Source organism: Streptomyces sp. NPDC052910, from assembly GCF_055585605.1.
This window is the reverse complement of record NZ_JBVJJR010000010.1, coordinates 20,665-42,743: the sequence shown is the minus strand read 5'-3', so window position 1 is coordinate 42,743 and position 22,079 is coordinate 20,665. Positions and strand designations below refer to the sequence as shown.

At 70.4% G+C, this 22,079-nt stretch carries 19 protein-coding genes and 3 pseudogenes; 12 read left to right on the top strand and 10 right to left on the bottom strand.

Annotated features, from left to right (window positions below):
* Positions 1 to 266 precede the first annotated feature (266 nt).
* On the top strand, positions 267 to 839 hold the full coding sequence (locus ACZ6X9_RS28510; RefSeq protein WP_469780878.1) for a gamma carbonic anhydrase family protein: 573 nt from the start codon (positions 267 to 269) through the stop codon (positions 837 to 839).
* A 406-nt stretch (positions 840 to 1,245) separates the two neighbouring features.
* On the opposite strand, the gene ACZ6X9_RS28505 is transcribed toward ACZ6X9_RS28510, so the two are convergent.
* The 3 genes from ACZ6X9_RS28505 to ACZ6X9_RS28495 form a co-directional block, all read right to left on the bottom strand.
* Positions 1,246 to 1,830 (bottom strand): TerD family protein, encoded by a 585-nt coding sequence (locus ACZ6X9_RS28505; RefSeq protein ID WP_469780877.1) that lies wholly within the window; start codon positions 1,828 to 1,830, stop codon positions 1,246 to 1,248.
* Positions 1,831 to 2,056: 226 nt separating this feature from the next.
* Positions 2,057 to 2,935 (bottom strand): polysaccharide deacetylase family protein, encoded by an 879-nt coding sequence (locus ACZ6X9_RS28500; protein WP_469780876.1) that lies wholly within the window; start codon positions 2,933 to 2,935, stop codon positions 2,057 to 2,059.
* Positions 2,936 to 3,826: 891 nt separating this feature from the next.
* The gene (locus tag ACZ6X9_RS28495) at positions 3,827 to 4,474 is read right to left on the bottom strand and encodes an ArsR/SmtB family transcription factor (protein ID WP_469781024.1); all 648 of its coding nucleotides are present in this window, start codon (positions 4,472 to 4,474) and stop codon (positions 3,827 to 3,829) included.
* 304 nt (positions 4,475 to 4,778) lie between these two features.
* On the opposite strand from ACZ6X9_RS28495, the gene ACZ6X9_RS28490 reads away from it, so the two are divergent.
* Together ACZ6X9_RS28490 and ACZ6X9_RS28485 are read left to right on the top strand one after the other, a co-directional pair.
* On the top strand, positions 4,779 to 5,165 hold the full coding sequence (locus tag ACZ6X9_RS28490; RefSeq protein ID WP_469780875.1) for a hypothetical protein: 387 nt from the start codon (positions 4,779 to 4,781) through the stop codon (positions 5,163 to 5,165).
* A gap of 466 nt (positions 5,166 to 5,631) precedes the next feature.
* Positions 5,632 to 6,399, top strand: coding sequence for an NAD(P)-binding domain-containing protein (locus ACZ6X9_RS28485; protein WP_469780874.1), 768 nt, complete (start codon positions 5,632 to 5,634; stop codon positions 6,397 to 6,399).
* A 50-nt stretch (positions 6,400 to 6,449) separates the two neighbouring features.
* Here the strand turns inward: ACZ6X9_RS28485 and ACZ6X9_RS28480 are convergent.
* From ACZ6X9_RS28480 to ACZ6X9_RS28470, 3 genes and pseudogenes are all read right to left on the bottom strand, one after another.
* Positions 6,450 to 6,827 (bottom strand): annotated as a pseudogene (locus tag ACZ6X9_RS28480) (transposase); the annotation flags it as partial.
* 114 nt (positions 6,828 to 6,941) lie between these two features.
* A complete protein-coding gene (locus tag ACZ6X9_RS28475; RefSeq protein ID WP_469781023.1) occupies positions 6,942 to 7,415 on the bottom strand; it encodes an SDR family oxidoreductase in 474 nt (157 codons plus the stop codon).
* A 262-nt stretch (positions 7,416 to 7,677) separates the two neighbouring features.
* Positions 7,678 to 8,139, bottom strand: coding sequence for a hypothetical protein (locus tag ACZ6X9_RS28470; protein WP_469780873.1), 462 nt, complete (start codon positions 8,137 to 8,139; stop codon positions 7,678 to 7,680).
* A gap of 215 nt (positions 8,140 to 8,354) precedes the next feature.
* On the opposite strand from ACZ6X9_RS28470, the gene ACZ6X9_RS28465 reads away from it, so the two are divergent.
* The 4 genes from ACZ6X9_RS28465 (at position 8,355) to ACZ6X9_RS28450 (ending at position 13,055) form a co-directional block, all read left to right on the top strand.
* Positions 8,355 to 8,921, top strand: coding sequence for an RICIN domain-containing protein (locus ACZ6X9_RS28465; protein WP_469780872.1), 567 nt, complete (start codon positions 8,355 to 8,357; stop codon positions 8,919 to 8,921).
* Positions 8,922 to 9,113: 192 nt separating this feature from the next.
* Positions 9,114 to 9,779, top strand: coding sequence for a C39 family peptidase (locus ACZ6X9_RS28460; protein WP_469780871.1), 666 nt, complete (start codon positions 9,114 to 9,116; stop codon positions 9,777 to 9,779).
* A gap of 415 nt (positions 9,780 to 10,194) precedes the next feature.
* Positions 10,195 to 11,649, top strand: coding sequence for a (3,5-dihydroxyphenyl)acetyl-CoA 1,2-dioxygenase DpgC (dpgC, locus tag ACZ6X9_RS28455; RefSeq protein ID WP_469780870.1), 1,455 nt, complete (start codon positions 10,195 to 10,197; stop codon positions 11,647 to 11,649).
* A complete protein-coding gene (locus ACZ6X9_RS28450) occupies positions 11,649 to 13,055 on the top strand; it encodes a preATP grasp domain-containing protein (protein ID WP_469780869.1) in 1,407 nt (468 codons plus the stop codon). Before dpgC ends, ACZ6X9_RS28450 begins: the two co-directional genes overlap by 1 nt.
* A gap of 155 nt (positions 13,056 to 13,210) precedes the next feature.
* On the opposite strand, the gene ACZ6X9_RS28445 is transcribed toward ACZ6X9_RS28450, so the two are convergent.
* The gene (locus ACZ6X9_RS28445) at positions 13,211 to 14,074 is read right to left on the bottom strand and encodes an isocitrate lyase/PEP mutase family protein (RefSeq protein ID WP_469780868.1); all 864 of its coding nucleotides are present in this window, start codon (positions 14,072 to 14,074) and stop codon (positions 13,211 to 13,213) included.
* A gap of 837 nt (positions 14,075 to 14,911) precedes the next feature.
* On the opposite strand from ACZ6X9_RS28445, the pseudogene ACZ6X9_RS28440 reads away from it, so the two are divergent.
* From ACZ6X9_RS28440 to ACZ6X9_RS28430, 3 genes and pseudogenes are all read left to right on the top strand, one after another.
* Positions 14,912 to 15,048, top strand: a pseudogene (locus ACZ6X9_RS28440) (IS701 family transposase); the annotation flags it as partial.
* Positions 15,049 to 15,250: 202 nt separating this feature from the next.
* On the top strand, positions 15,251 to 15,796 hold the full coding sequence (locus tag ACZ6X9_RS28435) for an NUDIX hydrolase (RefSeq protein WP_469780867.1): 546 nt from the start codon (positions 15,251 to 15,253) through the stop codon (positions 15,794 to 15,796).
* The gene (locus ACZ6X9_RS28430; protein WP_469780866.1) at positions 15,793 to 16,395 is read left to right on the top strand and encodes a DUF6624 domain-containing protein; all 603 of its coding nucleotides are present in this window, start codon (positions 15,793 to 15,795) and stop codon (positions 16,393 to 16,395) included. The genes ACZ6X9_RS28435 and ACZ6X9_RS28430 overlap by 4 nt, the downstream gene beginning before the upstream one ends.
* Here ACZ6X9_RS28430 and ACZ6X9_RS28425 read toward each other — a convergent pair.
* Positions 16,382 to 16,963 carry a hypothetical protein gene (locus tag ACZ6X9_RS28425; RefSeq protein WP_469780865.1) on the bottom strand — a complete coding sequence of 194 codons (582 nt, stop codon included), beginning with the start codon at positions 16,961 to 16,963 and terminating at the stop codon, positions 16,382 to 16,384. The two genes, ACZ6X9_RS28430 and ACZ6X9_RS28425, sit on opposite strands and share 14 nt — an antisense overlap.
* Before the next feature lie 589 nt (positions 16,964 to 17,552).
* On the opposite strand from ACZ6X9_RS28425, the gene ACZ6X9_RS28420 reads away from it, so the two are divergent.
* Positions 17,553 to 19,133, top strand: a complete 1,581-nt coding sequence (locus tag ACZ6X9_RS28420; protein WP_469780864.1) for a TROVE domain-containing protein — start codon at positions 17,553 to 17,555, stop codon at positions 19,131 to 19,133.
* Positions 19,134 to 19,965: 832 nt separating this feature from the next.
* Complete coding sequence (locus ACZ6X9_RS28415; RefSeq protein ID WP_469780863.1) at positions 19,966 to 20,436, top strand: hypothetical protein; 471 nt, start codon at positions 19,966 to 19,968, stop codon at positions 20,434 to 20,436.
* 88 nt (positions 20,437 to 20,524) lie between these two features.
* Here the strand turns inward: ACZ6X9_RS28415 and ACZ6X9_RS28410 are convergent, their stop codons facing one another.
* Complete coding sequence (locus tag ACZ6X9_RS28410) at positions 20,525 to 20,746, bottom strand: hypothetical protein (protein ID WP_469780862.1); 222 nt, start codon at positions 20,744 to 20,746, stop codon at positions 20,525 to 20,527.
* Positions 20,747 to 21,018: 272 nt separating this feature from the next.
* A pseudogene (locus ACZ6X9_RS28405) lies at positions 21,019 to 22,006 on the bottom strand (TniB family NTP-binding protein).
* Between the last annotated feature and the right edge of the window lie 73 nt (positions 22,007 to 22,079).

Sequence of the window (22,079 nt, the reverse complement as noted above, 5' to 3'; positions counted from 1 at the left end):
GCCCTCCTCGGTCTGCGCTGGTCTGGTCCGGCCTGTTCCGGTGGTACGGCCGGGGGCGGGGCCGCGGAGTCCGGGCAGACGGCGAGTCGTCATCAACCTAGTGAGATGCCCGGTATCGGTAAAGAGGGGAGTACACGATCGATAGATCCCTCATGTGAGGGATGGCGTGGATAAGGTCCGGCCCTGACGGGCAGACAGCGACAGGGGCGGGACGCGGGACCGGGCGGGTGGAGCGGGGAGGCCGGGACGCACGGAAAGGGAGCCGCGTGGAGCGACCGGACGGGGTGAGCGGACAACCGCTCGTCCGCGGCGTGGCCGGACGGCTTCCCCGACTGGACCCCACCGCCTTCCTCGCCCCCACGGCCGTGCTGCTGGGCGCGGTGAGCCTGGCGGCACGGGCGAGCGTCTGGTACCACGCCGTGCTGCGGGGCGACTTCGACACCATCGACATCGGCGAGGAATCCAACGTCCAGGACGGCGCCGTCCTCCACGCGGACCCCGGCTTCCCCGTCCGGGTCGGCGCGCGCGTCACCATCGGCCACCACGCCACCCTGCACGGCTGTCAGGTGGCCGACGACGTCCTGATCGGCATGGGCGCCATCCTCCTCGACGGCAGCCGCATCGGCCCCGGCTGCCTCCTCGCCGCCGGCACCGTCGTCCCGCAGAACCGGCACGTACCCGCCCGGTCCGTGGTGGCCGGACCCACCGCGACCGTGGTGCGCACGGCCACCCGCGAGGACCTGGACGCCATCGCCACCGCCGCCCGCCTCTACCTCGGGCTCACCGGCCTCCACCGGCAGGATCCCGGACCGTCGGCTTCCGGCGGACCGGACTCCTGAGCGGCCGGGCGGGCCGACATCGGTGCCTGGCGGGGCAGTTCGGGAGAGGGCGAGACCGCCCACGTCACGGCGGCACCGGCGTCATCGGCGACGTGGTAGGCAAGGTCGGCCTTCCCGGCATGCAGCCGATGACCCCGGCCGCGACGGGCAGGGCCGTGGCGACGGACGCGACGAGGTCCAGGGCCACGGCGCTCACCCGGCACGGCACGGCACGGCACGGGGTGAGCGTTCACCCCGGGGGTCACTCACCGTGGATATGGCTCCGACGCACCGCCCGCCGTGAAGGTCGGGAACCGGCGGGCGGCCTGGCGGGATCTCACGACCGTGGCTCGAAAGCCGCGGCGGCGGACGGCGCCGTACGGTCAAGCGCGGCCCGGCCCGCCGTCACCCGCCGGCCCCGCCGTCCTCACTTGCTGATGGCGAAGCGCATGAGGGCGTGCTCGTCCCCCTGCTTGATCTTCCCGGTCTCGTTGATCACCTGGAGCTTCCAGTTGCCGCCCACCCGGACCGCCTTGGCGACCGCGCAGCCGTTGTCGGTGCTGAGCAGGCTCGGCCAGATGTCGGCGACCTGCTGGCTGCTGCCGCCCGTCGCGTCGTACACCTTGAAGCTGATGTTCCTGGCGCTCTGGAAGGAGCTGTTCTTTTTGAAGGCGGTGGCGATGAACACGATGGAGGTGACCTGAGCAGGTATCCGCGCGAACTCGACGGTCACCGTCTCGTCGTCACCATCGCCGTGCCCGGTCTGGTTGTCGCCGCTGTGTACCAGCGAGCCGTTGCCCATCGGGTCCAGGGAGTCGAGGCCGGCGAGGCGCACGGGGTCCGAGCCCTGCATCGCGACGGCGATGAGGTCCAGGTCGGTGCCCTGCTTGCGCTTGAACTTCCCCATCAGACCGCCCGTGCTGCCGGCGGTGGGGTCCCAGGAGACGCCGATGGACAGGTGGGTGACGCCGTCCAGGTCCGCCGGGCCGTCTTCCTTCGTGAGCGTGATCATGAACTCTCTTCCTCATGCGCGATGACGTGCTGTAAGGGAAAGTGTGCCTGGTCGGGTCTTTCCCCACGGGGCCACCCCCGGGCCTGAGGCGGGGAGGACGTCCGAAGGCAAGGTACTTACGGAACGGAACGAAGCGCGCCGAGCCGGTCGGGGCGGCGTCCCCGACCCGGCCCGGTGCCGCTTCACACACGCCGTCAGGAACCGCCGTCGTCCCGGGCGTGTGCCCTTACCCGTCCCCGTGCGACGAGGTGGTCGTCCGCGCGTAGTGGTCGGCGATCTCGTCGCTGGTGGTCAGCCAGACACCGGGGTGGTTCGCGACGTACTCCAGAGCCCGGTCGAGGTACTTGGCGCGGAAGGCCTGGCCGGTGACGAACGGGTGCAGGGCCAGGGCCATCACCCGGCCGCTGTCGGCCGAGTCCTCGTGGAGCCGGTCGAGCTGGTCCTTGACGATCTGTACGAAGTCCGGCCCGGTGAGGCCCTTGCTGACGAACAGACCGATGTCGTTGAGCTCGACGGAATAGGGCACGCTCAGCATGCCGGGGACGTTAAGCCGGTAGGGCTGATCGTCGTTGGTCCAGTCGAGTACGTAGTCCAGTCCGAGTTCGGCGAGCAGGCGGGGGGTGTCGAACGTCTCGGTGAGCGCGGGCCCCATCCAGCCGCGCGGTCGCCGCCCGGTGGACTTCTCGATGCTGGTGATCACCTCCGTCAGGTAGGCGCGCTCCTCTTCGACGCTCATGTCGGCCTGGAAGGTGGAGTTGTCCTTGCCGTGGGCCAGCCAGACCCAGTCCCGGGCCCGCCCGGCCTCGATGATCTGCGGGTAGTGCTCGGCGGCGTCGGAGTTGAGCAGCACGCTCGCGCGCATCCCGTGCCGGTCCAGGCTGTCGATCAGACGCCAGACACCCACGCGGGGCCCGTAGTCGCGCCACCCGTAGTTCAACGGGTCCGGCGTCAGGCCCGCCGTGCCCTCGAACGTGCTGGTCGAGGGGCGGTCGATGCGGTAGTGCTCGATGTTGAGCCCCACGTAGAAGGCGACGCGGGCGCCGCCCGGCCAGCGGATCGGCTCGCGCTCGGTGATCGGGCTGTAGTCGTAGAGTCGGTTGTCCATCGGGTACTCACCTCATGGCTGCTGACGGGACGTGGACTGGCCGGCCACTACGTTCGAACCTTCACATTGATGTGAAGGTCAATGGGAGGCGTGGCGTGACGGCGGCCACAATCACCCCACGCTCCGCGGGGTTCGCTCCGGTCGGTGCGGAGTGGTGTGCCCTCATCCGCCACCACCTCACCCCCCCGGGTGCAGGCAGACAACTCGCCGTCGTGGGCGGTCCGCTGGAAGCGTTCGCGCAGGGTGCCCTCGGCGGGCGTGCTCTCGGCGGCGTGCCGCCGGACGGCCGCCTCGGCTCGGACCGCAGCGGACTGGCCGCTGGTCGCCAGGACGCCGTGCACCATGAGACAGCCGGGGTTTGTCCTCTCCAGTGGTGGTGGAGGTGGCGTCGAGCAGCAGGGCAGGGTAGGGCAGGGCCGCGATGGCGGCGCGGCGGTGGGCCGGCGGAAAGCGCCCCGTACATGGACGGCCGTCTCCATGAAACGGTCGGGCACCTTGCGGAAGAGCGCCTCTTGTTGCCGTGTGCGGCGTACAGGCGGGGCCGACTGATGTCCATCGCCGCGAAGAGGTCGGACAGCGCCGCACCCTCACACCCACGTCGCCGCCGAGCTGACCACCCTCGGTGTCCGGGCCGCCGCCCTACCGCGCCGACCGGGCGGACCCCGTCCGGGTCGCGCGGCCGGCCATCAAGGTCATCGAGGACTTCGCACGGCTGAACGCCCCGGTGAACAACGCCGGAGTGATCGCCCCGAGAACGGCCGGCGACCCGGCCGTGGGCATCGTCGCGCGCGGGACCGTGAGTACGAGGCCGACGTCGGCGGCGTCGTGGCCGGCATCCGCGCCGCCGCCCGGGTGCTCGCCGATGATGGCTGCATCATCACCTGGCAGCTCCTAATCGACCGCCCCCTCGGGCGAAGGCGTAGGCAGCTCGGCAGCCGGGAGCGGAAGCAGCCGCGTCACGGCGGCCACGGCCACAACGTCGCGAGGGTGCCGGCCCGCGCGGTCGGCGCGATCACGGTAGCTGGTGATCAAGCGACGGATGGAAGCGGTCAGTTCGGCCGCATCCGCCGACGTGAGGTGGAGCACGGCGCTGAAGGACTCGTCCTGCTGCCACTCGGCCGGCGCCGGATCCGGGTGGACGGCCCGGTGCCGCGCACTCCCGCCCCTCGGGTCGTGGACACCGGCGGGGAGTCCCACCGATTCCTCAAGCCCGGTGCGTCGGCCCCGAGCGGGCTGCTCGGGCTGTTCAGGCTGACCGGGCTGTTCGGGCGAGCCCCAGCGCAGGCGCCACGGCCTCGCACGACCTCCCTGATGCGGGGCTTCCTCGACGAGACCGTGCCGGGCCAACTGACGCAGATGGAAAGAGCAGAGACCGGAGCTGTGACCGAGACGGGCGGCGGCCTCGCTGGAAGTGACGGTGCCGGTTTCGGCGAGGAGGTCCAGTAGGGCGATCCGTACCGGATGGTCGGGCAGAGACCGCGGGGCGCGGTCCGACAGGGGAGCCGCGGCGGCCGGAGGTTGACGATTTTGATCACTCACTTTGCAAAGAGTGCTATGTTGCAAAGCGCTTGGCAAGCCGTCAGGCTGCCAGGCTGTCCGAGACCGACGGCCGGACCCTGCACCCGGCACTCCCTTCCCCCTGAGCCGCCGACGTGCGGCTCGCCGCCGGGGGACGCGGGCCGGTAGCCACTCCTTCCCACGCCAAGGTTCATCTGCTGAGCCTCACGCTGCGCTTACCCGTCCGAGTGACGGTCGAGGAAGAGACCTCTCGCGCTCGCCGTCGACTATCACACTGTCGGCAGCATCGACGACACGGTCGACGAGTACAGGAGGTCCATCCGCCATGCACGGCATGACCAACAAGGTGTTCTCCGGGATCGCGGCCGTGACCGCGGCGCTCGGCTGCGTCCTGGTCACGGGACCGCCCGCCGCGGCGTCGGGCAAGTGGTGCAACCACTCCGTCTGCATCGAAACCTACGACACGGGGACCTACCTCGGCCGCGTCGAGGTGTCGGTCGTCAACACCAACCAGCCGAACCGCATCAGCGCCCGTGTCTGGACCACAAACGGCTGGAGCGCCCGCACCAAGGTCGAAGACGTCGGGAAGTTCAGGACGTACCGGGACCAGGCATACCCCCAACGCCACTTCCCGCCTGGCACCCGGCTCTGCGCGGAAGGCTTCAGGGGCGGCGAGAGCGTGGGGCTGCCCTGCGTCACCCTCACCAACTGAGGCGAGCCCCGGAGCGTCGCCACCGTCGACGCCCAACAGCGCGTGTCCCGGCGCGGCTCCGGGATGCGGCGTCAGCTTTGCCCTGGCGACCCGTCCGGGCCGGGTGAAGCCGGGGCCGGGTGCCGCCGAACGGACGGCGTTGCCGGCGCGGGCCGGCCTCAGGTCGGCGGCCGGCAATCTGCGGTTCGTGAAGCCCATGCCGACTGCCGACCTCAGACCACCGCCGACGTATGGCGTTGCCCAACGCCGCAGCACCATCGCGACCCAAACTGAGTCGGGTGCGGGTCCTTGAGAACTCCTGACGAAATGGTCTCCGAGCTGGTTGGCTCACTCTGGGCCTGATGATTCGGGGTGCCTCTTCGCCGGGGTATGCGCTGCCTTTGCGCGCGCTGTTCGCACCTAGACTCGGCGGTAGCCCTCGTATCGAAGCGAGGGTCACTGCTTGGCGAGGGGACGGGAAGACACAGTGCGGCGCATCGGGATCATCGGTGTGGGGGAGATCGGCCGGGCCATCGTGGATGGCCTGTGCGACGGTGTCGAGGAGCCGCCGGAGATCTACCTCTCGCCACGAGGCGCCCGTACTGCCGCCGAACTGTCCCAGCGGTATCCGAAGAACGTGCGGGTGTGCGCCGACAATGAAGACGTGGTGAACCGCTCCGAGTTGGTGATCCTCGCCGTCCGCCCCCAGGACCGGGCCGAGGCCCTCGCCGGGCTCCGGGTCGGCGGCGACAGGGTCGTGGTCAGCGTCCTGACCGGCGTCGCCATCAGCGAGCTACGCCGCACGCTGGGCACGGACGCCCCCGTGGTGCGCGCCATCCCGCTCCCCTCGGCGCGCGAGCGCCGATCCGTCACTGTGACCTGCCCCTCCCACCCGGCCGTGGACGACCTCTTCGGCGGCCTCGGAGGGGCCCTCCCCGTCAAGGACGAGGCGACCCTCAACACTTTCCAGGTACTGACGGGCACGCTGACCACCCACTACCGGTACCTGGCCACGCTCGCCGACTGGGCCGCCCGGCAGGGTATTCCTGCTGAGAGCGCGGACCGCTACCTCCGTGGCCTCTTTCAGGGCGTCGGGCGCGCGCTGGGCGACGACACGCGCTCGTTGCAGCAACTCGCGGGCGACCACGAGACGCCGAAGGGACTCAACGAGCGCCTTCGCACCACGTGGTTCGACCCGGCCAATACCGAGGCCCTGACCCAGGCACTCGACGCGCTCCTCGATGACCTCAAGTAGTCATGTCGGCGCCGGGCCCGGCGCTCCCCTCCTCATGCCCACTCAACGAGTCAGCAGAGTGAGCGCAGGCGTCTCCAGCACATCAGTGCGCACGCGAGGGTGAGGAACGCCTCGTGGATGTCGTCCCGTATCTCCCAGCGGATCCGCAGGCGGCGAAACCGGTGCAGGTGGGCGAACGCGCGCTCTACGACCCAGCGTCGGGTTCCGAGGCCGGAGCCGTGCTCGGTGCCCCGGCGGGCGATGACCGGCTTCACGCCGAGGTCCCAGACGAGTCGGCGGTACTTGTCGTGGTCGTAACCGCGGTCTCCAAGGACAACGTCTGGGCGCCGGCGCGGTCGGCCACGCTTGCCGCGCACGGGTGACACGGCTTGGAGCAGCGGCATGAGCTGGGTGACGTCGTTGCGGTTGCCGCCGGTCAGGGTGCCGCTTGCGCCCGGGATACTGGGTCCGGCGCTCGACCCTGGGAAGCAGCGGCTCGATCACCGCCCACAGCTCGTCGTCGATCTTCCACAGCTTCGGCCGCGCCACCTCGCACCCCCTGATCACCAGTCCGGGAGTGATCCGACCACGTCGAAGATCATTTCGTTGGAAGTGCTTGAAGGGAACGGATCGCCGTCCTGTAGTGCAGCCACGCGGCGCGGGTCAGGGCAGCAGGAGGAACGGAGCCGAGAATGCGGCGGCCTCGTGAAGGAGCCGGCCTCAGGGAATCGGGTCAGACCGCCGTCGGCATGTATGTTCTGGCCGGTCAGCCATCCCGCGTCCGGGCCGGCCAGGAATGCGACGACGTTTGCGATGTCAGCCGGGCGGCCGAGTCTGCCGAGTGTTGTCATCCGGGCCGTACCGTTGAGGGTTTCGGCTGATACGGCTGCCCGGAGCATATCTGTGTCAGTCGGGCCGGGAGAGACGGCGTTGACCCTGATGCCGCGATGCCCGAGTTCCCTGGAGGCGATGCGGGTGAACTGCTCGAGCGCCGCCTTGCTACACCGCCGACCGCCCGGGAGAACGCGCCGGATCACCGGATCACCGGATGACGCGGTGGCGACCACGATGCGGTGGGCAGTCGACTGCCCGGCGGAGTCACCGCACCGGATGGCTGCTGGTAAACGCTGGAGCAGGTCAGGGACCGAGTCAAGAAGGCGCAGGAGGACCGGCTCCCGGAGGTTTGGACGGTCTCTCACAGCCCCCGCAGAGGCCGGGCGGCGATCCGCACAAAACCACGGGCGGCTGCCTGAAGGCCGACACCGTCGGGTTCGGCACGGAAAAATGCCGCGCCAATGCTCACAGCGGCTCGACCTCCAACCAGCGAATCCCCCGTGCCCCGCGGTATTCCAACGCCTGCCAGCCCACTTCCCGAAGTACCTCCGCGCACCGTCGCAGCGCGTCCTGCTGCTCGTACCGGGCACGGCTGCCGGCCGGACCGGCCCACTCGACGCGTACGACCCCTTCGTGCACGCGCAGGCGATAACCCGTCGCCACGCGCCGGCCGTCGGCGTCGACGGCGGAGGGCGGTACGCCGGCCGCCTCCAGCGCCAGGGCGACGGCGCGCACGGGCCGGAGGCGCTCCCAGTCGGCGGGCGCGGTCACCGGCCTGCCGACGGGCGGGTTCACCACCTTCCGGATCTGCCGCAGCCCGTCCATCGCCTGCCGCACGTCGGCCGCGCGGCCCTCGGCGCTCAGGCCGGGCGGGGGCGGGCCCTCATCACCCGTAGCCGCACGGAAACCGGCCGTGTCGTCGGCCATGTCCACCCAACCTCCCCTCACACACGGACGTACGGCCGGGACGCGGCGCAGCACCGATCGCGCCCCGACCGGGTTCCATCATGCGGCCGGGGTCTGACAAGACGGTCGGGACCCAGCGCACGCCCCGAGGCGGCGGGATTTCCTCTCATCAGCGTCAGGACCCGGCTCATAGGGTCGACGCCGACGAACGCTCGTGCACTCACTTGGAGGCACCTGTGAACACTTCACATCGTCGGTCGGGCGCGTTGGCGGCGGCCGTCGCGCTGGGTCTGGCCGTCCTCTTCATGGCACCGGCACCGGCCACGGCCGCGGCCGCGACTCCCGCCCCACCCCTGTCCCCGCGCTCGACCCCGGCACGCCCCGACCCGGCCGCCGCGGACGGCACGGCGCCCGTCAACGTCGGCTTCATGATCGCCTCCAACATGAACAACAGATGCCTGGAGGTCAGGGCGGCCAACACCGGCATCGGCGCGCTGGTCGACATGTGGGACTGCCACGGCGGCTCGAACGAACGCTGGTACTGGAACGGCTCCACCATCCGCAGCGACCTGAACGGCAAGTGCCTCGACGTCGTCACCGGGAACAGCGAGAACGGCGCCGCGCTCAACATGTGGGACTGCCACGGCGGAGCCCCGCAGCAGTGGGTCTGGGACGGCGCCCGGCTGCGCAACCCGGTGTACAACAGGTGCCTGACCATCGGCAACGCCAACTGGGGGAACGGCGCCTCCGTCATCCTCTGGGACTGCGACCTCGGCTCACACCAGCAGTGGCACACCACCTGAGAGAACGGCCCGCGTAGAGCCGCACGCCTTCCCACTCGCCGGGGAGACCGCGCGACGAGCTGACACCTGCCGCCCGGACACACCAGCCGTGCGCACCGCACCGGCCCGGACGACGACCTCAACAAGTCTCACCGGTCACGACGCCGACAGCCTCACCGGTCACCCGGATGGGCTCCACTAGGCTCCACCCCCATGGGAAACACGAACACCACCGGGCGCCCGGTGCCGGTGCCGTACCACGCCCAGTGGGCGTCGCCCCACCTCGTCGAGGACATCGTGACCGGTCGCATACGGGCGAGAGAGGATCCGGCCTGGGCGGACTACGGGGCGTCCAGTCCGGAAGAGTACGAGTGGTGGTCCTGGCGGCTCTGCGGTATCGCCTGCCTGCGCATGGCACTCGCACACTTCGGGCGGACCGTGCCGAAGGCGATGGAACTGGCCGAGGAGTGCACCGCCGCCGGCGGATACGTCCGGCACGAGGAAGGGCTGCACGGACTGCTGTACGCACCGTTCGCCTCCTGGGTACGGGACCGGTTCGGCCTGGCGGCCGAGTCGCGCCCCGAACTGCCCGCCGCCGAGATCCCCGGCGTCCTCGCCGCCGGCGGACTAGCGATCCTGTCGGTGCATCCGGCCATCCGCAGGCCGGACAGCGAGCCCCCTGCCAAGGGCGGACACTTGGTGCTCGCCGTCGCAGCCACCGAGGACTGCGTGCTGATCCACAACCCGTCCGGCTTCCAGGGCTCATCCCAACGGGATGTCCCGGTCGCCTGGGACAGACTGGACCGCTTCTACGCCGGCCGCGGCATCGTCCTCGGCGAGACGGATCCCACGCCAGGCAGCGCGCCGGACGCCTCGTAGCGTGGCGCCCCGGCGGCGACCCCTCCCTCCCTCGCCGCCGGACGGTTCGGCGCCGTCTTCCCCACCGCCCCCAGAAACCTCGGCTCCTCCCGGCTGCCTCGACCGCACATGACGCATCGCCGCCCGCCGCGCCCCCCGCCACAGGCCCAGAACACAAACAACTCCTTCCCCCACGTGCTGTCCCGGTCGCCCCCCGAAGCGCGGGTATCGGCCACCCGAGCCGGGCCCGGCCCAGGCCCACGTCACCCTCACACTGCGGCTCGAACCCCGCAGCGAAGAAGGCGAACATCCGACCCGCGGTCATCCGACCCGCGTTCATCACTCCCGACCGCCGTCTTCGCAGCACACCGCCGTGAAGATGCGGTCCGCCCGGAATGCGATTGAATGACCGGAGAGTCTCGTCAGGGGGTTCCGCATGCTGATGTCCGATATCGATCGATGGCGGCGCGCGGAGCCGGCCCTACGGGACGCTCCCGGGCCGGACGGCGCGGCCCTGGCCCGCCACACCACGGCGGCCGACGAACTCCTCACCGCGCTGCCCCCGCCCCCCGAGCGGACCGGCGAACAGCGCCGGCTCGCCCGAACGGTCCATCACGACTGCCACCGTCTGCGAGCCCGCTTCCTCGACCTGCACGCCGAGCGCGTCCACCAGGACCTCACCGATGACGGGCGGACCGTGCCCGCGGATCCGGAAGACCTGGCGGACACCGCCGCCCACCGCTTCCCCGGCCTCGTACCGACCCCCGCGCGGCTCGCCGGGGAACAGGCACTGCCACTGCAACACAAGGAAGGCCTGGAGATCGCCCACGGCGTCCTCTTCCGCGCGCTGCTGCGCTCCCCACGCGGCGGACCGCGGCTGCTCGAAGCGGCACTGAGCCCCACGGCACGGGCCACGGCGCTGCTCCCGGAGTTCCGGCGCACCGGCCGCCTGGACCTGGGCCCGGTGACGATCGAGCGCCGGGACTCCGTCGCCCACGTGACGGCCGCCCGGACGCACTGCCTGAACGCGGAGAACAGCGCCTGCGTCGAGGCCATGGAGACCGCCGTCGACCTCGCGCTCCTGGACGACGACATCCGGGTGGGGCTCCTGCGCGGCGCGCCGATGACGCACCCCCGCTATCTGGGGCGGCGCGTGTTCAGTGCCGGAATCGATCTCAAGGACCTGCACCGGGGCCGCATCTCGCTCCTCTCCTTCTTCCTCCGCAGGGAACTGGGCTATGTGCACAAGTTGATGCGCGGCATCGCGGTGGACGAGCGGACGGCACGTCCGGGCGCGCCACCCGGCGCGGGGCAGGATTGGCCGGGACGGGTCTGGCCGGAAGGTATGGTCGCCAAGCCCTGGGTGGCGGTCGTGGACGCGTTCGCCATCGGCGGCGGGGCACAGATCCTGCCCCTGTTCGACTACGTGCTCGCCGGTGCCGACAGCTACTTGAGCCTGCCCGCCGCACAGGAGGGCATCGTGCCGGGCGCGTCCAATCTGCGGCTCGGCCGGAAGACCGGAAGCCGTCTCGCCCGGCAGCTCATCCTCCATGGTCGCCGCATCGAGGCGCGCGAGGACGACGCCCGGACGTTCTTCGACGAGGTCGTGGAGTCGCGGGAACTCGACGCGGCGGCGGCACGCGCCGTCGCCAGACTCGACGACCGCGCCGTCGCCGCCAACCGCCGCATGCTCTGCCTGGCGGAGGAGCCCGTCGGCGCGTTCCGCGAGTACATGGCCGAGTACGCCCTGGAGCAGGTGTTGCGTTTGCACAGCGAGGATGTGGCCGGCCGGGTGGCACGCTTCGGCGACCGACGAAGCCGACAGGACCGCGACGGCCCAACTGCCGGGGATGTCGAGGGGCGTGGCCCCGAAGCCGTCGAGAGCGCGTGATGCCCGGATCCACGGCCGGCGGGGTCGCGGACGGGCGGGTCGGTCGGGGCGGAGCGGACGGACAGAGCGGCCGGCGCGAACGGGACGGGCAGGACGGACGGGACGCACAGGGCAGACCGACCCTCATCCTCGCCAACCGCCTCAGCGAGGTCGTGGCCGACACCTGGCCGGCGTCCCTCGCGGCGAAGGCCGTCGCCCAGTCACCACGCAAGGTCTGGCTCCTGCGGCCCGGCGACCTGCTGGTCACCGCTGTGCCCGTACCGGGCCCGTTCCTGGCCTACGCGGCCGAGTCGCTCGGCTTCTCCCCGTCGGACGTCCGGACGCTGACCGTGCCGAACGCGACCGAGGAGGAGATGACGGCGGCGATCCGGCGCTCGGCAGCCGTCGGCCGGCAGGTCGTGCCGTTCGCCCGCAGGCCCGGCGCCCGCCTGCTGCCCTACGCCTTGGACGGGCCGGTCGTCCGGTTCGCCGCCTCGCTGGGGATTCCCGTCAACCCGTACGGTCCCGCGGGCGTGGGGGACGGGGCACTGGAGGCCGTCTACCGGCTGAACACCAAGAGCGGGTTCCGTACCGTGGCGCGGAGCCTCGGCATCACCGTGCCCGCCGGGTACGACCACGTCGGTGACCAGGAGCTGCCAGCTTGCGCCGGGCGGCTGGTCGCGCGCCATGAGGTGCTGGTCAAACCGGCCCGCTCGGCCAGCGGCCACGGCATTCTCCGGCTGCGGCGTGGTGCGGGGGAGGAGGATACGGGACGCCGTATCGCCGAACATCTGGCCCGGACGGTCGCCCAGCCCGGCGGGTGGGTCGTGGAGGAGCGCATCGGCCCGGCACGTGACGTCAGCGTGCAGGCGGTGGCGGAACCGGGTGGTGCCCGGGTTCTCTACGACGGTGAGATGCGTGTGAGCGGTTCCTCCTTCCGCGGCTACCGGTCGCCGGCGCGCTGCCCGGCGTCCGCCCGTGCGGAGTTGGCCGGCATGGCCTTGTCGCTGGGGGAGTACCTGGCCGGGCACGGGTACCGGGGGCCGTTCTCGATCGACGCGCTGCTCACTCCGCACGGACGTGTGTACGCGGTGGAAAGCAACGTGCGACGCACGGGAACGACCACCCTGCACTCCCTGGTACAGCGGCTGGCCGCTTCCTCCCGCTCGCACACGGCCGGCGCGCCGGAGGCCGTGTGGATCGCCGACACTCGAGCCTCTACCCCGGCGTCTCCTCGGGGACTGGAGGAAGGGCTTGCCCTGCTGCGGCGTGAGGGGCTCGCGTACGACCACGGCCGCGGCCGGGGCGTGATCGTCGTCAACGACCCGGTCGTGTGTGGTGGGTGGAGCTATCTCATCAGCGGCTTCGAGGGAGCGTGGGCCGAAGAGGCCGAACGACGCCTCTGCGCGACGCTGGCGCTGAGCTGAACGTCCGGGAGCACAACGGCCCCCAGGACGCTCACCGGCAGGGCCGGCACCCTCAGGGCTCCCGATGCCTCCTCCACCGGCCCCTCCCGCACCGACATCGGCGGGCAGGGCGGTTTCGGCGTGGCCCGGACACGCGTCGCGGACGGGGCGGGACATCACGCGGGGACCTCGGGCCGGGACGGCCGGCGCCCGCCGAGGTTGCGTTCCAGCAGCCGGGTGGACACCTGGACCCCGACGCCACCCGCCGCCGCGGCACTCGGCAGCCGCCCGTCCTCCTCCTTCAGCTCGGCCAGCGCCCGGTCGATCGCGTGGTGAGCGGCGAACAGGCACGGGGTGCTGTAGACGGCCACGTCCACGCCCAGTGCGGCGAGTTCGGTGAGGGAAAGGCGGGGGGATTTCCCGCCGGCGATCTGGTTGAACAGCAGCGGTTTGTTCCCGAGGACGGCCCGTACTTCACGCACGAGTTCGGCACTGCGGACGCCGTCGACGAGGACGACATCCGCCGTCGTTTTCGCCAGGGCTTCCGCACGGCGCAGGATCTCCCCTTCCTCGGTGGCGTCCGTGCGGGCCATGACGACGAGGTCGTCACGAGCGGCCAGCACGAGTTCGAGTTTGGCCAGGTAATCGTCCAGCGGCAGAACCGTCTTCCCGTCCGCGTGTCCGCAGCGGCGCGGGCGCTGCTGGTCCTCCAGGACGACGCCGGAGGCACCCGCCCGTTCCAGTCTGCGCACCACGTGACAGGCCACCTCGTGATCGACGTAGCCGTCATCGATGTCGACCAGCAGGTGGTGCTCCGGGAAGGCCGGGCGCAGCCGTTCCACGAAGCCGACCATATCCGGCCAGGCGACGAACCCGATGTCGGGAAGCCCGTAGTACGAGGCGGCGAACCCGAACCCGGAAACGAAGAATCCGTTGTAATACCGGGCGGCGAGGGAAGCCGAGTACATGTCGTAGATTCCGATGAGCGGCGTGGTGCCGGGCAGCCCGATCTCATCACGCAGGGCGGTTCCGTAGCGCATTTCCCCTCCGGTATTCGATGACGTCGGCATTCGGTCGGCGTGCCGGCGCGCACGCTGGCAGAGATGCCCAGCACGGCAAACGCCAACCCGGGTAACATTCATGACAGGTAATTGCATGACCATCGGCTGATATGACTGATGTTCGTTTTACAGCACCAGGTCGGAGCGGCCCCTCCCCCGGAAGTCGGACGACCGGACAGCCACTCCGCCCCGTCACCAAGGCCATGACCCGAGTCCCAACTACTCCCCATGAGGGGCGACCGGACAGCGGCCGGACGTAGACCGACCCGTCCGGAAACGGTAGGACGACGAGATGCCGCCGCCGTACGGACGCGGTCCTCGAACGCGGAACGCTACCGCTCGCCCGGGCAGAGGGCCGGTGTTGTGACCCGCCGCCGAAAGAGGCCCCGCTGCCCCGAGCTCTGGGAGCGCGATGTGTTCGATCACCGTGGTGTGCCGGCGCACCGGGGCCAGGTTGGCCTCGCGCAGCCGGCGGTGCGGTGCACGACTGCGCAGGAACTGCCGGGCGTACGGGCAGGGCGGGGTCTCCGTGCGGAAGAAGTCGGTGAGGAGAAACGGCTGGCCGGGCTGTACTGCGAACGCCGTGGCACCCGGCACCTGAACGGCCGCCACGCGACACGACCGTACGCCCCGGCGCAACCCCCGAAGGACTCGGCCGAACTGCCACCATCCAAGTGCCCGAGGACGTCGGCGCCCCGCCCCGCCCCGCCCCGCATCGAAGGAGCCGTCGGCGTGCGGGAGGTCGAGTACGTTCGCGTGGCGCGCGTCCACGACACGCCGGGGGATCGTCCTGGCGCATGCGCGCCTCGCCGATTGCACCAGGTTCGCCGCTACGACGGCTGGCACCGCCACATGACCCTGGCCAGGGCAGCCCACGCGTGTCTCACCGTCCTGCGGGCCCGCAAACTCGGCAGCGGGAAGCAGACACGGGTCCTCCCGGCTCATACCCCTGACCCCCTGAACTCCGACGCCTGATCAGCCGGCTCACCCGGTCCCCGCGCGGACATCGGACACGTTCTGCACTGGTCATACTGGCGTCGACGGCGCCGACACCAAGCCCGCGTCAGCCATTACAAACGACGCGGCCACACAGCCCCAGAGCCCGGCAAACCATCAGAACAAAGACCGTTGCACTACCAGGGAGGGGAATCACCGTTGACCGCGATCATGCCGAGGTGGGAGCAGTTGTCCCGCCGCACTGCCTACGCCCAGGGCCGGCTTCAGGTACACGAGGACAAGGTGATCCAGCCGGACGGAGCACGCAGCGGATTCCGGGTTGTCGAAGTCCCCGACGGGGCACTTGCGGTCGCGGAGGACGACGCGGGAAGGATCGCCCTGGTGCGGTACGCCTCGTACGTGCACGGCGAGGTGCTGACCCCGCCCGGCGGCACGATCGAGCCGGGCGAGACCCCGGAGGCGGCGGCCCGGCGGGAGCTGGCCGAGGAGGCCGGTATCACCGCCACCATCTGGCGGCGCCTGGGCGAGACCGCGCTGATGACCAAGAACACCTGCCGCCTCCACATGTACGCCGCCTCGGGCCTGACCATCGGCCGGCAGAAGCTGAACGGCACGGAGTCCGGAATGACGCTGGAGTGGTGGCCGCTGCCCGACGCGGTCCTGGCCGCCATGGACGGGCGGATGGTCCTGTCCGGCGCCTCGCTCGCGGTGCTGATGTACGCGCGGGAGAAGGAGACGCGATGACGAATCCGCTCAACCCCGAGCTGGCTGCCGAGCTCATGCGGCGTGTCGCTGTCGACCAGCACGCCCGCGGGGTTCGCGAGGGCCAGGACGATGTCGAGTCGGACTTCGAGGCGATGCGCGCGGTGGATGCGGACAACACCGCGTGGCTCAAGACTGTGGTGGCCGAACACGGCTGGCCCGGACACACCCTCGTAGGAGAAGAAGCTGCGAATGCGGCGTGGCTGCTGATCCAGCACGCCGACCGGGACCTGCCTTTCCAACTGCACGGGCTCCAGCTCCTGACCGCAGCCGTGGAAGCCGGCGAGGCGTTGCCGCGGCATCTCGCCTACCTGACTGATCGCTGCCAGGTCGCCCAGCAGCGCCAGCAGACGTACGGAACGCAATATTTCGACGACAACAAGGGCCGCTTCGGGCCTCGGCCGGTCGTCGACCCAACCCGGCTGGATGAGCGCCGCGCCACGATGGGTCTGGGGCCCCACGCGCAGTACGACGCCGAGATCCGGGCGAGGTACGGCTACCCGCCGACCACATCGGACGGACAGTCCACAAGTGAACGCCCGCCAGGCAGAACTCCTCCTCGCGGGATCACACGTAGGTGAGGGGGCATTGCCGTCGGAGGGCGTGTTCGGCAGCGCGGAGGTACAGCGCCGTGTAGTAGGCGGCGTCCAGGTCCTGGGCCCAGGGGCCGGGATGGCTGACGGCGGCCTGGGCCGTGGCCGGACTGTCGAACCAGTTGCCGAGGTCGAGGTTGTCGCAGTGGTGCGGGACCTGCGGTGGCAGAGCGATCTGGTCGGCGAGACACTTCGCTGCCCTGAGCGTGCGATGGGCGCTGTGGACGGTCGTGGTCTCGCTGTAGGGAGCCGGTACGGGGAGGGTCAAGGGCCTCTCGAAGCCGACGGGGACCAGCAGGTCCCATCCGAGCAGTGCGTCGTAGGTGTCCTGCCGGTCCGGCTGGTCACGGCACAGATCCTCGAAGGTCTGGATCGGCCGGTACAGCTTCTCCTCGAATGCCATTCCGGACTGCGGGACGAACTCCACTGCAGCGGGCGGGGTGTGGGACGCGAGGCCGCGCTTGGACAGTTCGGCGCCGAGGGCCTGGGCGGCGGGCCGGAGAACATCCTCGTCCGACCAGTCCTCGGCGTCGACGCTGCACAGGTAGATTCCCATACGGGGAACCTACGCTCTGGCTCGGACAGTGCGGCAGCTCGGCGGGTAGGGAGCTGCAGACTTCTGACTGGCCGTGTCCAGCGGAGCGCTGTTGCATGAGTGAGAGTGAGTGTGCGCGGGGGAGTCGAAAAACCCTTGGCGCTCTGCTTCATCGGTCCTCTACAGTGATCAGCGTCCAGGTGCGAAGGCAGGACCTACTTCCACTCTTAATGGGGAGGCCGCGGGTTCGAGTCCCGCCGCCGGCACACAGGCCGGTGTAGCTCAGTTGGCAGAGCACCTTGTCGGTTCCGCCGCCTCGATCTCTGGACACCAAACTTCACGCACCTCCCGGTGCGCGGGCCACGGCTCCTTCGTCGCATCGAATCCCATGCCGTGGCCACCTTTGAACTCGGGAGGCGCGGCACCGGGGCGTCCGGTGCGCAGGTGACGGTTACTTCTCGGAACAGCCGGCCGCGGGTTCAAATCCCGTCCCAGCTTCGGGCTGGTGTAGCTCAGTCGGGTAGAGCAGCTGTCTTTGTACCGTCACCGACCTTCTTGACCTCGGACGCCCATCGCCGTGCTTCCCCGAAACGAATTCGGGGGAATTCATATGGCACGTTTCAACGTCCGAGCGCTCAAGACGGCCCAGGCCGCCTCGCCCGTGACCACGACCGGGCGGACCCGCACCCATCTCGGTGGCAAGGGGTACGTGCGCGACGATCGCTCGGAGCTGTTCCTGCTCGCGGTCGCCAACTTCGTCTCCCAGCAGACCTTCCACGAGGACGGCACGGCGCGAGACAACCGGTTCACCGCGCTCGTGCGCAAGCTCGCCATCGAGGATGCCGCGTGGACCGCGGGTCTGCTGGGCTGGCTGCGCGGTGACGGGCAGATGCGCACCGCCTCCCTGGTCGGTGCCGCCGAGTACGTCAAGGCGCGCCTCGACGTCGGCGCCACCGACGGCCTGCCCAACCGCCAGGTCATCGACTCCGTGCTGCGCCGCGCTGACGAGCCCGGCGAGATGCTGGCCTACTGGGCCTCCGCGCACGGGCGGAACGTGCCCAAGCCCGTCAAGCGCGGCATCGCCGACGCCGTACGGCGCCTGTACACCGGCCGTAACCTGCTGAAGTACGACACGGCCTCCAAGGGCTACCGCTTCGGTGACGTCCTCAATCTCGTCCACCCCACGCCCGCCCCGGACAAGCCGTGGCAGGGCGCGCTGTTCCAGTACGCCCTCGACCGGCGCCACAACCCCGACACCGCCACCCCGCCGACCACGGACCGGACCCTCACCGCGCACCGCGCGCTGATGGCCGTGCCCGTCGCGGAACGGCGGGCCCTGGTCACCGGGCCGGGTGGCGCTGAGCGGCTCGCCGAGGCGGGCATGACCTGGGAGGCGCTGGCGGGCTGGCTGCAGGGACCGATGGACGCTGCGGCCTGGGAAGCCGTCATCCCCTCGATGGGCACCATGGCGCTGGTCCGCAACCTGCGGAACTTCGACGAAGCCGGCGTCTGCGACGAGGCCGCCCGGCAGGTGGCCGCCCGCATCGCCGATCCGGCGGAGGTCGCCCGGTCCCGCCAGTTTCCCTTCCGGTACCTGGCCGCGTACCAGCACGCACCCTCGCTGCGCTGGGCCTACCCGCTTGAGCAGGCCTTGGGCCACTCCCTGGCAAACGTGCCCCGGCTCCCGGGCCGCACCCTGATCCTGGTCGACCGCTCCGGCTCCATGTGGTCCCCGCTGTCCGACCGCTCCCAGCTCAGCCGCGCGGACGCCGCAGCCGTCTTCGGTACGGCCGTTGCCATGCGCGCCGCCGACGCCGACCTCGTCGAGTTCGGCACTACCAGCGCGCCCGTGCCCTACCGCCGGGGCGAGTCGGTCCTGAAGGTGCTGGAGCGGTTCGGGAGCCTGGGCGGAACCGACACGACCGAGGCGGTGCGCCGGCACTACCGGGGGCACGACCGGGTCCTGATCGTCACTGACGAGCAGGCGTCCTACCACTACGCGGGTGACCCCACCGAGCAGGTCCCGGCCGGCCTCCCGGTCTACACCTGGAACCTCGCCGGCTACCAGCCCGGCCACGGCCCGTCCGGCTCCGCCAACCGGCACACCTTCGGCGGGCTCACCGACGCGGCGTTCCGCCTGGTGCCGCTGCTGGAGGCAGGCCGGAACGCCCGCTGGCCCTGGGAAGACTGAACAGGAGGCCCGTCGGCCGATGACGCGGCATCACACCGTCACCGGTCGACGGCGCCTCACCCCGCCGCATAGGCGGCGAGGAACTCCTGCGTGGGCAGAGCCGGACGGACGACTTGCCGGTATCTGGGGAAGAAGGCGCACCGGGGCGACCGACTCGCTCGACGGCTTCGCCCATCCGGCGTCGCCGATCGGCGCCGACGGCCAAGTCGAACGGCGCAGGGGGCGGGCGGCGTGCCCACGGCAGCGAAGGCCCGGGGACGGTGCGGTCAGGACGAAACCGCCGACGGAGCCTCCGCGATCACGAGGTGGCTGCCGGAACCCACACGATGCCGAACAGGGACCATGCCCTCATGACGCAGACGCGTGTGTGGAACTATGAAGACACGGAGCCGGCGTGCGTCAACAGCCGCCTCGGCAGGCCCGATAACGGGCCGGGGCGTGTGGTGTCCGAGCTGGTACCAGGGAGCTCCGACGCCTGTCCCCGTATCTCCCACCCCTTCCCGCAACGGACGGACCCAGCCGCAGATGCTCCTGGCGCGTACTGGCTTACGAGCACGGAATCCGCTTCCACGCCGAGCTGTACCACCGCTCACTGCCGTTCGGGACCACCCCTCCGGTGGAGCTCTGTGGCTGTCCCAGTCAGGACAGCTCGACGAGCGCAGCCGCCGGGCGCTGCAGCGATGCGCTGCCGATACCCGGGCAAGCCGACGTGGCGCAGGGAGAGGGAGCGTGGCCGGTTCACTCGAAGCGTCTCCGTTGCCGTCTTCGGAGCGGCAGGCAGGGTGGGTAACGTCCGGCATGTCCTGGCCATTGCGCAGAAGAGGGGTTCTTGTTGTCCGAACTGATCAGACGGCAGTCGATGGATGTCCTCATCGACTTCTACGGCTTCACCCTTCAGGACATCGACGACTCCAGCGTGCCCGTCCCGTACCCGGACGAGGTGCATGCCGGGGTGGGCGGGCCGTTTCTGATCTTCCGTGAGGGGCGGATCGATGTCCGCAGCGCCGGCCACACCCACGAGATTCACTTCGTGGCTGAGGTGTGGGACGGTGATCCGGGCATCGACGACGGCAGGCCGTGGGAGATACGGGCCGAGGGAGTGCTCGACTCGGCGTCGGGGGAGCTGGCGTTCGGGACCGTGGCCGGCAGCCCGGAGGACACCATCGTCCTCGGCGGTACCGCTGAGTGGTGGCACGTAAGGATGTACTGCGCCGGCCGCGAAGAGGTTTACTCGCTGGCCCAGACCGGAGTTCCGGAAGGCGTCGAGAAGTACCTCGCGCAGTTCTGGCCGGCCGCAGGCTGAAGAGTGAGGAGCGCCGCCGGCTCCTCTCTGCTCGCAGGCTAGGGGCGCCTTCAGCGCCGACCACCTGTACATGAAGCCCGCTTGGATGTTATCTGATCTTGGGCTTGGTGAGGGCTGTGGTCCAGTCGGCGGCGATGGCCTGTTGAGTATCGCGGAGCTGTACCCGGCCGGAGCAGATCGCGGTGTGTGGCCGCGTCTCGACCTGGTCTTTCGGGTTGTTCGGCCCGCCGCCGGGGTGGTGCCTGGGTGAAGGCGGCTCTACCCAGAGGTTGCGCGGGTCGTTGGGATCGCCGCCGAGCTCGAAGCTCACGAGGTGGTCGTACTCGGCGTCGTGCAGGTTGCCGTTGCAGCCGTTGGAGGCCGCTAACGCTGGTGGGGGTGTTGGTTGGTGGGCTGGGTGGGGTGTGTGCTGGGGTGTTGTGGATCGGGTGAGAACCGGTGGGGGTGGTCTCTGCCGGGATGGTGTGTGGGCTGACCTGTGGGTGTTGCAGGTTCGTTGAGAGCGTCTCGGGGTTGTTGTATTTATCTTCTGTGTCTAATGGCACTGTCCGTGTTTTTGCTGGTCAGGGGTGTTTTTCCTGGTCAGCGTGATGTGATGCGGGTCCGGCTGGTGGTGAGGCGGTGGTGGGTTTCGGCGAGGTGGTCGATGCGGATGGCTTCGAGGCTGGTTTTGGTGATGTGTTCGGTGCCGTCGAGGATCGCGGTGATGGCTGCTTGCCGGATGAGACGGGTCAGGCTCCCGATCCGGCCCGCGGTCCGTTGGTGGAGATACTGGGCGTGGCGGGGGAGGGTTCCGGGCCGGTGCGCGCGGAGGTCGAGGGCGGCTTCCACTCCCGCGATCAGCTCGCGGAAGGGTTCGTGTTTCCCGGATCGTGCGGGGAACGCCCCGCATTCCACGAGGGACGCGCGGGCGGCGAGTTGTGCTCCGCGGACCCCGGAGAACAGGGCGGTGCCGGTGACGTCAATGCCCGCGTAGACGAATGTCGCGTGGATGCGTTCGGTGAGGTCTTTGAGGAGGTCGGCGGTTTCGGCGCCGGTGGTGGTGCGGGGGTTCAGGCGATGGATCTCGTCGATCATCAACAGGCGGACGCCGGCCTGGTTGTAGGTGTGGCAGACGGCGTCGGTGATCTGAGCCTGCGTCATCCTGGACGTGAGGGGGATGCCGAGGTAGCGGGCGAACTCCGTGGCGAGGGGCTTTCGCGCTCGCGGCGGGCGGGACCAGCACATAGGCGACGGGCACGGGGGCGTGTGCCGGTCCGGGCGGTGGCTGGGTGCGCTGGGTGTGGGCGAGGTGGCAGGCCCGGCCGACGTGGAGCAGGGTGGTGGTCTTCCCGGCCGCCGCTGGCCCGGTGACGATCAGGGACGGCCGTGCGGTGACGCTCTGGTGGCGTCCCAGGATCATCAGGGTGCGCACGCTGGTGGTCAGGGTGTCGATGGCGGGGGTGCGGACGGTGACGAACGCGGAGTGGTAGGCGAGGCGTTCCTCCTCGCTGCGCGCCGGCCCGCCGGGTGCGGGCGGTGCCGGGGGAGGGGTGGTAGCGAAGTGCTGCCAGCCCTGCCAGGTCGTCACCGGCCATGCCCCGCCGGCCTGGGCCTGGCCGACAGGCGTGTTCCCACCCGCCCCGCCCCGTGTGGTCACGCCT